This window comes from Teichococcus aerofrigidensis (genome assembly GCF_054073225.1).
Window position 1 is genome coordinate 1 of the sequence record NZ_JBSXMU010000143.1, and the last position, 7157, is coordinate 7157.

Below are 7157 nucleotides of genomic sequence, written 5' to 3' on the forward strand. Positions count from 1 at the left end.
GGCGCAGATCGCGCGCCCGGCGCAGCCCGCCGGCGGCCTGCCGCAGCGCCTCGGCGAGGTCGCCCCCGCTGGCCAGGAGCGCCTGGCCGCCGGCGCGCAGCCGCTCGGTGTCCAGGGCGAAGAGCCGTTCGAGCAAGGCCCGGTCGGCCGTGCCGAGAAGCCGTTGCGCCAGGGCCGGCGGCAGGGGCTGGCCGTCCGCCCCGGCCAGGGTGTTGCCACGGCCCTTGCGGCGCTCCAGCACGAAGGCCGCGCCATCCGGGCCGGCGCCCTCGGCCCGCAGCTGCATGCCGCCGTAGCCGTGCCGGAAGCCCATCGGGGTCTGCGCGCCGATGCCGAAGAGGAGGTCGCCCAGCGCGCTCCGCAGCACCGACTTGCCGGCGCCGTTCGGCGCCAGGATCAGATTGACCCGGCCGGGCGCCGGATCCAGCGCCAGGACCGTGTCGCGGAAGCTGCCGTAGTGGTGCAGGGAAAGCGCGGTCAGCCGCATGCCCCCTCCTCCTCGGTCAGGCGGGCGAGCAGCAGGTCGCGCGCCTGGCGCAGCAACTCGGGGGGAAGCTCCCCCTCGGCCAGCAGCAGGGCGGGATGGCCGGCGGGCAGGGCTTCGCGCAGGCCGGGCGCGCGGGCCAGCATCTGCGTCGCGTAGTCCTGCAGGGCCGAGGCCAGCTCCGGCGCGGTCCGCGGCGCGGCGGCGATGTCCCGCACGGCGCCGAGCAGCCGGGCCGGCGCATCGTCGCCCGCCGCCGGGGCGGCACCGGGCGCGCGGGTCGCGAGGCGCCCCGCCTCGATCCAGAAGCTGTCCGCCTCGGCCGCCTCCAGCCCCGCGGAGCGCAGATGGGCGCGCAGCGCCTCCGGGTCGCGCGCCAGGGCGGAATGCGCCGCCGTGGTGCCGCCAAGCTCCAGCCGCAGGGCCAGCAGCCGGCCCTCCGCCGCCTCTACCGCCGCGCCGATGGCGTCGCGCGCGCGGTCCTGCACGGCGGCGAGGTCGGCGGCTCCGCTCAGGTCCAGCGCCAGCCGCTGCCAGCGCACCACGTCCAGCGCATGGTGCTCCACGGCCGCGACGCGCCCCTCCCGCACCGTCACCAGGCTGGCGCCCTTGGCGCCCGGCTCGTTGATGTGCCGGCCCTGGAGATTGCCCGGAAAGACGATCCACGGCGCCTCGTGCAGCACGGCGCGCTCATGCACATGGCCGAGCGCCCAGTAGTCGTAGCCATGGCCGGCGAGCTGGGCGATGGCGCAGGGGGCATAGGTCTCGTGCGCCGCGTGGCCGGCGGCGGAGCTGTGCAGCAGGCCGATGTTGAAGCGCCCGGCGAGCGGCGGCGGATAGGCGAGCGCCAGGTTCTCGACCACCGCGCGCTGGGCGAAGCTCTGGCCGTGCACGGCAAGGCCGAGCTCCGGCAGCTCCAGGCTTTCCGGCCGGCGGTGCGAAAGCAGGGTGGCGCCCTCGGGCAGGCGCAGGCTGCGGGTCAGCACGCTCTCGGCATCGTGGTTGCCGCGGATGGCGACGACGCGGATGCCGGCCCGCGTCAGCCGGGCGAAGGCGGCGACCAGGGCCTGGCCGGTCCGGTAGTCCTGCCAGTCGCCGTCATAGAGGTCGCCCGCCACCAGCAGCAGATCGACACGCTCGCGCAGCGCCAGCCCGACCAGATTGTCCAGCGCGGCGCGGCTGGCCTCGCGGATGCGCCGGGCCGGGGCGGAGGCATCGGCGTCGAGGCCGCGCAGCGGGCTGTCGAGATGCAGGTCGGCGGCGTGCAGGAAGCGGAAGCGGGTCACCGGAGGTGTTATTCCGGCCCGGAGGCGGCCCTGGCAAGGGGGGGCGCCGCCGCCGCGAGGCCGCGCAGCACGAGGTCGGTGTGGAGGGCGATGATCGCCTCCGGGTCGAGCCGGCCCTCGGGCTTGTACCAGGTGCAGGCGCCGGTCAGCATGGCCAGGACGGCATAGGCGGTGACCGGCGCATCCGGCAGGGTGACGCGCCCGGCCGCGGCCTCCTCCTCCAGCAGCCCGATCAGCAGCCCCTCATAGCGGCGGCGCAGGCCGATGACGGCGGCGTGGTTCCCGGGCGCCAGGGCGCGCAGCTCGAAATTGGCGATGAAGACCTCGGCCTTGCGATCGAGATGGTAGCGCAGGTGATGCGCCAGGAAGGCGCGCAGCCGCGCCAGCGGGCCGCGCCCGGCCGCTTCCAGCGCCGCCTCCGTGCCGGCCAGCAGGTCGATCATGTGGTCGTGGATCAGGCTGAAGAGCAGGGCCTGCTTGGTGGGGAAGTGGTTGTAGAGGGAGGCGGGGCGCAGGCCGACGGCGGCGGCGAGCTGGCGCAGGCTCGTCGCCTCGTAGCCGTGGCGGTGGATCAGCGCCAGGCCGGCGCGGCGGATGGCGGCGGCGGTGGTGGGGCCGTGCGAACCCGCGATGCGTGCCAAGGCCGGATGTCCCCGTATTCCCTTGCCCTTGGAAATAAACGAACATACGTTCGTTGAACAGAGGGCCGGCGAAGGCCCCGATGAGGGAGGAGCCGGCATGTCCACCGCTGCCCGTCTTGACGTCACCGGGCTGGATCACGGCCTGGGCGAGACCACCGAGGCCCTGCGCGCCCAGGTCGCCGCCTTCGCCGCCGCCGAAATCGCCCCGCGCGCCGCCGCGATCGACCGCGACAACGCCTTCCCGCCCGATCTCTGGAGGAAGCTCGGCGCGCTCGGCCTGCTCGGCATCACCGCCGAGGAGGAGCATGGCGGGGCCGGCATGGGCTATCTCGATCATGTGGTGGCGATGGAGGAGATCAGCCGTGCCTCCGCCTCCGTCGCGCTGTCCTATGGCGCCCATTCCAACCTCTGCGTCAACCAGATCCGCCGCAACGGCTCGCCGGCGCAGAAGGCGCGCCACCTGCCGCGACTAATCACGGGCGAGCATGTCGGCGCCCTGGCGATGAGCGAAGCCGGCGCCGGCAGCGACGTGGTCTCGATGCGGCTGCGGGCGGAGCGGCATGGCGGGCACTACCGCCTGAACGGCGGCAAGATGTGGATCACCAACGGACCGGATGCCGATGTGCTGGTGGTCTATGCCAAGACCGACCCGGCCGCCGGGGCGCGCGGCATCACCGCCTTCCTGGTGGAGAAGGGCTTCGCCGGCTTCTCCACCGGGCCGAAGCTCGACAAGCTCGGCATGCGCGGCTCCAACACCTGCGAGCTGATCTTCCAGGACTGCGCGGTGCCGGCGGAGAATGTGCTGGGCGCCGAGGGCGGCGGCGTCGCCGTGCTGATGAGCGGGCTGGATTACGAGCGCGCCGTGCTCGCCGCCGGGCCGCTCGGCATCATGCAGGCCTGCCTGGACCTCGCCCTGCCCTACCTGCACGAGCGGCGCCAGTTCGGCCAGCCGATCGGCACCTTCCAGCTGATGCAGGGCAAGCTCGCCGACATGTACACCGCGCTCAGCGTCACCCGGGCGCATGTCTATGCCGTGGCGCGCGCCTGCGACGCCGGGCGGGTGACGCGGCGGGATGCCGCCAGCGCCATCCTGCATGCCGCCGAGCGTGCCACCTGGATGGCGCTGGAGACCATCCAGTGCCTGGGCGGCAACGGCTACATCAACGACTATCCGGCCGGGCGGCTGCTGCGCGACGCCAAGCTCTACGAGATCGGCGCCGGCACCAGCGAGATCCGCCGCATGCTGATCGGGCGCGAGCTCTTCGAGGCCACCGCCTGATGCCGGTGATCGGGTGCGCCTCCGCCCGGCGGCGCCGCGCGGGGCCCCGGCCGGTCGACTTCGCCATGCCCGCGTGAAGCCTTCCGCGCACCTCCCGCATTACCCGGACGGACAGAGGAGGGACCGGAGATGACCGGCGACACGCAGAAGGATTATCCGAGGCCGCCGCAGCCGCGGCAGCAGCAGGCGATGCCGGGCCGCACGGACGCCATGACGCCCCGCCCCGACCATGGCGAGGACAGCTATCGCGGCAGCGGCCGCCTCGCCGGCCGGGCGGCGCTGATCACCGGCGGCGATTCCGGCATCGGCCGGGCGGTGGCCATCGCCTTCGCCCGCGAGGGGGCGGATGTGCTGATCTCCTATCTCGACGAGGAGGAGGATGCGCGGGAGACCGCGCGCTGGGTCGAGAAGGCCGGGCGCCGCGCCGTTCTGGTGCCGGGCGACATCCAGCACGAGAGCCATTGCCAGGCCCTGGTGGACCGGGCCTTCGAGGCCTTCGGCCGGCTCGACATCCTGGTCAACAACGCGGCGCACCAGGCCACCTTCGCGGAGATCGGCGACATCACCGCCGAGGAATGGGAGCTGACCTTCCGGGTCAACATCCACAGCCAGTTCCACCTCTGCAAGGCGGCGATCCCGCGGATGAAGCCCGGCGCCTCGATCATCAACACCACCTCGATCAACGCCGACGATCCCTCGCCCAACCTGCTGGCCTATGCCACCACGAAGGGCGCCATCGCCAACTTCACGGCCGGGCTCGCGCAGCTCGTGGCGGAGAAGGGCATCCGGGTGAACGGCGTGGCGCCGGGCCCGATCTGGACGCCGCTGATCCCCTCCACCATGCCGCCGGAGAAGGTGGAGAGCTTCGGCGGCAACACGCCGATCGGGCGGGCCGGCCAGCCGGCGGAGCTGGCCGGCGCCTATGTGCTGCTGGCCTCCGACGAGGGCAGCTACATCACCGGCGCCATCATCCCGGTGACGGGCGGCCGGCCGATGCTCTGAGGTTCACCCGGCGGCCAGGCCACGGCTGCGCAGCAGGGCGGCGGTCGTGGGCCGGCGGCCCCGGAAGGCCTCGTAGAGCGCCATCGGGTCGCGTGTGTCGCCGGCGCCGAGGAGCGTCCGCAGCCGGGCGGCCAGCGCCGGATCGAACGGGTCGCCGGCTTCCTCGAAGGCGGCGTAGCCATCGGCGTCCAGCACCTCGGACCAGAGATAGGCGTAGTAGCTCGCCGCGTAGCCGCCGCCGGCGAAGAGGTGCTGGAAATGCGCCGGCCGGTGCCGGATGCCGATGTCGCGCGGCATGCCGATGCCGTCGAGGAAGTCCCGCTCGAAGCGCTCGATGTCGAGGGCCCCCGGGTCGGGATGGCGGTGCAGCGCCAGGTCGATCAGCGCGGCGGCGGCATACTCCACCGTGGCGAAGCCCTGGTTGAAGTCGCGCGCCGCCAGCAGCCGCCCGATCACGGCCTCGGGCACGGCGGCGCCGGTCTCGTGGTGGCGGGCGTAGCGGCGCAGCGTCTCCGGCAGGGCGAACCAGTGCTCGTAGATCTGCGAGGGCAGCTCGACGAAGTCGCGCCGCACCGAGGTGCCGGACTGCGCCGGATAGCGCACGCGGCTGAGCAGGCCGTGCAGCGCGTGGCCGAACTCGTGGAACAGGGTCTCGGCATCGTCGAAGCTGAGCAGGCAGGGCTCGGCGCGGGCGAAATTGTTGTTGTTGACGACGATGGCGGACACCGCCGCCTCGCCCGGCATGGCTTCCTGGTCGCGGTAGCTGCTCATCCAGGCGCCCGAGCGCTTGTCCGGCCGCGCGAAGGGGTCGGCCAGGAAGATCCCGACATGCCCCTCCGCGTCGCGCACCTCATAGGCCCGCACATCCGCATGGTAGAGGGGCAGGTCGGGGCGCGGCAGGAACTCCAGGCCGAACAGGCGCGAGGCGGTGTCGAAGGCCGCCTGCTGGATATTCTCCAGTACGAGATAGGGCTTCAGCGCGGCGGCGTCGAAATCGTACTCGGCGCGCCGCACGCGCTCGGCGTAGTAGCGCCAGTCCCAGGCTTCCAGCGGGCCCTCCAGCCCCTCGGCGCGGGCGAGGGCGAGCAGCTTCTCCCGCTCGCGCGCCGCCCTGGCCTTCGCCGGTTCCCAGACCTCGGCCAGCAGCGCCTCGGCCGCCTCGGGCGTGCCGGCCATGGAATCCGACAGGCGGAAGGTGGCGAAGTCCGCGGCATCCAGCAGCCTGGCCCGCTCGGCCCGCAACGCCAGGATCTCGGGGATCAGCGGGCGGTTGTCCTGCGGGCCGGGATGCGTGCCGCGGGCGATCCAGGCCCGATAGGCGGCGCGGCGCAGGTCGCGCCGGGGCGAGAAGGTCAGGAAGGGCTCGATCAGGGCGCGCCCGAGGGTGATGACGTGTCCCGGCAGGCCGCGCGCCGCCGCCGCCTCGGCCGCGCCGGCGCGGAGGAAGTCCGGCAGGCCCTCCAGATCGGCCTCCCCGAGCGGCAGCGACCAGCTCTTCTCGTCATGCAGCACATTCTGGCCGAAGGCGGTGTGCAGCTCGGCCAGGCGGGCGGAGATGGCGGTCAGCCGGGCCTTGGCGGCCTCGTCCAGCGCCGCGCCGGCGCGCAGGAAGCCGAGATGCGCCCGCTCCAGCAGCCGGCGCTGGTCCTCCTCCAGCGCCAGCCTGTCGCGCCGCCGCCAGAGCCGGTCCACGCGGCGGAACACCGCCGGGTCGAGCGAGACGGTCATGCCATGCCGGGCGAGGCGGGGGGAGAGTGCGCGGTCCAGCGCCTCCAGCGCCTCGCCGCCCTGGCTGACCACGAGATTGCCGAAGACATTGCCCACCCTCGCCAGCGCCCGGCCGCTGCGCTGCAGCGCCTCGATCGTATTGGCGAAGTCCGGTTCCGCCGGGTCGGCCCCGATGGCGGCGATCTCCTCCAGATGCTCCGCCATGGCCGCCTCGAAGGCGGGCGGGAAGTGCTCCGGCAGGATGCGGTCGAAGGGCGGCAGGCCGAAGGGCGTGGTCCAGGGGGCGAGCAGGGGGTTGCGGTCGGTCATGGGCGGGGATCGGGGCAGATCCGGCAGGCTTGGTCAAGCGGGGCGGGGTCAGGCGGGGCCGGCCCTCACGCCCCTCCCGTCGCGCGCAGATCGGCCTCGTCATGCGGCAGGCTGGCGAGCTCGCCGAGGGTCAGCGGCTTCACCGGCGAGCGCAGGTTGTAGTAGCCGATCTCGGCCGGGGAGAGCCGCCGCGCGGCGGCGATGGTCTCGGTGACGGTCAGGCCGCAGAGCCGCCCCTGGCAAGGCCCCATGCCGCAGCGCAGGAAGGCCTTCATCTGGTTGGGGCCCGGCACCTGAAGCCGCTCCGCCGCCTCGCGCAGGGTGGCGCCGGTCACCTCCTCGCAGCGGCAGGCCAGCGCCGCGTCGGCGGCGCGGCGGAAGTGGCCGGCGGGGCGGTAGAGCCGGTCGAGGAAGGCGCGGCCGCGCCG

Annotated in this window: 7 protein-coding genes; 2 read left to right on the forward strand and 5 right to left on the reverse strand. The window is 73.8% G+C overall.

Translation table 11 applies throughout. From position 1 onward, the window contains the following. From ACVMLK_RS18690 to ACVMLK_RS18700, 3 genes are all read right to left on the reverse strand, one after another. Positions 1-487, reverse strand: a 487-nt coding sequence (locus ACVMLK_RS18690) for an AAA family ATPase (RefSeq protein ID WP_457487252.1), incomplete at its 3' end; no start/stop codon positions are given. Next, on the reverse strand, positions 478-1770 hold the full coding sequence (locus ACVMLK_RS18695; protein WP_457487253.1) for a metallophosphoesterase family protein: 1293 nt from the start codon (positions 1768-1770) through the stop codon (positions 478-480). The genes ACVMLK_RS18695 and ACVMLK_RS18690, both read right to left, overlap by 10 nt. A gap of 8 nt (positions 1771-1778) precedes the next feature. After that, a complete protein-coding gene (locus ACVMLK_RS18700; RefSeq protein WP_457487254.1) occupies positions 1779-2411 on the reverse strand; it encodes a TetR/AcrR family transcriptional regulator in 633 nt (210 codons plus the stop codon). A gap of 97 nt (positions 2412-2508) precedes the next feature. Here ACVMLK_RS18700 and ACVMLK_RS18705 point away from each other — a divergent pair, with 97 nt between their 5' ends. Together ACVMLK_RS18705 and ACVMLK_RS18710 are read left to right on the forward strand one after the other, a co-directional pair. After that, entirely contained in the window at positions 2509-3690 is a 1182-nt protein-coding gene (locus ACVMLK_RS18705) for an isovaleryl-CoA dehydrogenase (RefSeq protein WP_457487255.1), read from the forward strand. Between the two features lie 129 nt (positions 3691-3819). Then, positions 3820-4692: an SDR family oxidoreductase gene (locus ACVMLK_RS18710; RefSeq protein WP_198366864.1), complete on the forward strand. Its 873-nt coding sequence runs from the start codon at positions 3820-3822 to the stop codon at positions 4690-4692. Positions 4693-4695: 3 nt separating this feature from the next. Here the strand turns inward: ACVMLK_RS18710 and ACVMLK_RS18715 are convergent, their stop codons facing one another. After that, positions 4696-6729 (reverse strand): M3 family metallopeptidase, encoded by a 2034-nt coding sequence (locus ACVMLK_RS18715; RefSeq protein ID WP_457487256.1) that lies wholly within the window; start codon positions 6727-6729, stop codon positions 4696-4698. 65 nt (positions 6730-6794) lie between these two features. Next, positions 6795-7157: (2Fe-2S)-binding protein (locus tag ACVMLK_RS18720; RefSeq protein WP_457487257.1), on the reverse strand; the 363-nt coding region annotated here is incomplete at its 5' end.